Source organism: Burkholderia sp. E168m23 (genome assembly GCF_016586125.1).
In the GTDB taxonomy this organism is placed as follows: Bacteria; Pseudomonadota; Gammaproteobacteria; order Burkholderiales; family Burkholderiaceae; genus Burkholderia; species Burkholderia orbicola.
Window position 1 is genome coordinate 1 of sequence record NZ_BCPP01001407.1, and the last position, 1,230, is coordinate 1,230.

At 63.9% G+C, this 1,230-nt stretch carries 2 protein-coding genes; one reads left to right on the forward strand and one right to left on the reverse strand.

Annotation, left to right across the window (positions count from 1 at the left end; translation table 11 throughout):
- Positions 1–65 precede the first annotated feature (65 nt).
- On the forward strand, positions 66–353 hold the full coding sequence (locus JMF90_RS37695; RefSeq protein ID WP_011548670.1) for a barstar family protein: 288 nt from the start codon (positions 66–68) through the stop codon (positions 351–353).
- Positions 354–465: 112 nt separating this feature from the next.
- Here the strand turns inward: JMF90_RS37695 and JMF90_RS37700 are convergent.
- The coding region (locus JMF90_RS37700) for a carboxylesterase (RefSeq protein ID WP_201326407.1) at positions 466–1,230 on the reverse strand (765 nt) is incomplete at its 5' end.

Sequence of the window (1,230 nt, forward strand, 5' to 3'; positions counted from 1 at the left end):
TATGATGCTCGGTACGGAACGCGAAATGAATTGAATGTTTCGCGACCTGTCCGTCGGAGAACATGATGGCACGCGACACGCGGGTAGAAATCGAACTCGACGATATCGAATCGACCGAACAGTTGCACGTACGGCTGATGAAGAAGTTGAGTTTCCCGGATTGGTATGGAAGAAACTGGGATGCGTTCTGGGACGCCATTACCGCACTGGTCGATATGCCGCCCATTCTCCGGCTGAAAGGCTGGTCGGAATTCGAACGCCGCTTTCCCCGCGACGCGAAGCTGATGCGCGACTGCCTGCAGGACATGGCCCGGCAATATCCGGCCTTCGCACCCCGTGTCGAATACGATTGATCGAACTCGCCGCAAGCCGCAAGATCGCACGTCCGTTCCTTCCAGACTAGATCGCAACAACCTCAAATGGATTTGCCCCCGGATTGACGCCATTGTGACGGTTGCACCACCGTCACGATCCCAGCCGCCCCATCCGCCGCGCCATCGCCGGGCTCACCGCATGCACGGGATCGAAGCCGAAGAACTCGAGCACGTGCCGCGCGACGTCGTCGCGATCGTTGTCCGCGCAGATCATGTGATAGCTGTTCTCCAGCACGATCCCGCGCGCGTCGGGCAGCTTTTCCAGCAGGAAATCGGCCGAGCGCAGGCTCGTCAGCTCGTCCTCGCGCGCATGCAGCACGAGCGTCGGGCACGGCGTGCCGGGCGCGGCATCGCGTACCCAGTCGCGCATCCGGTCCACCTGCCGCACGCACGCGAGCGGCACCCACGCATAGTGGAAACTGTCCTGCCGCTCGAACTTCTTCTTCACGATCGCGCGGATCGTCGCGTTCTTGATGCCGAACGGATCGCCTTCTTCCACGCGCATTCGCTCCGCCACACCCGGCACGCGATACAGCACGTGCCGCAGCGACCGGTACCACGGCGTCGACCAGCCGTCGATGAATACCGGTGCGGCCAACAGCGCGAGCCGGCCGCGCGCATGCTGCACACGATGACACAGCAGCAGCGCGACGAGCGCGCCCATACACATCCCCGCAACGTGCAGCGTGTCGTACTCGCGTTCCAGCGCGCGGTACTGCTCGGTCACCGCGTCGAGCCACGCCTCCGCGCGCACGCCGACCAGATCCTCCGGGCGCGTGCCGTGCCCCGGCAGCGTGATCATGTGCGTGTCGGCGCCCGCGCGCCGCATCGCCTTGTGCAGCGAACCGAGATCGTA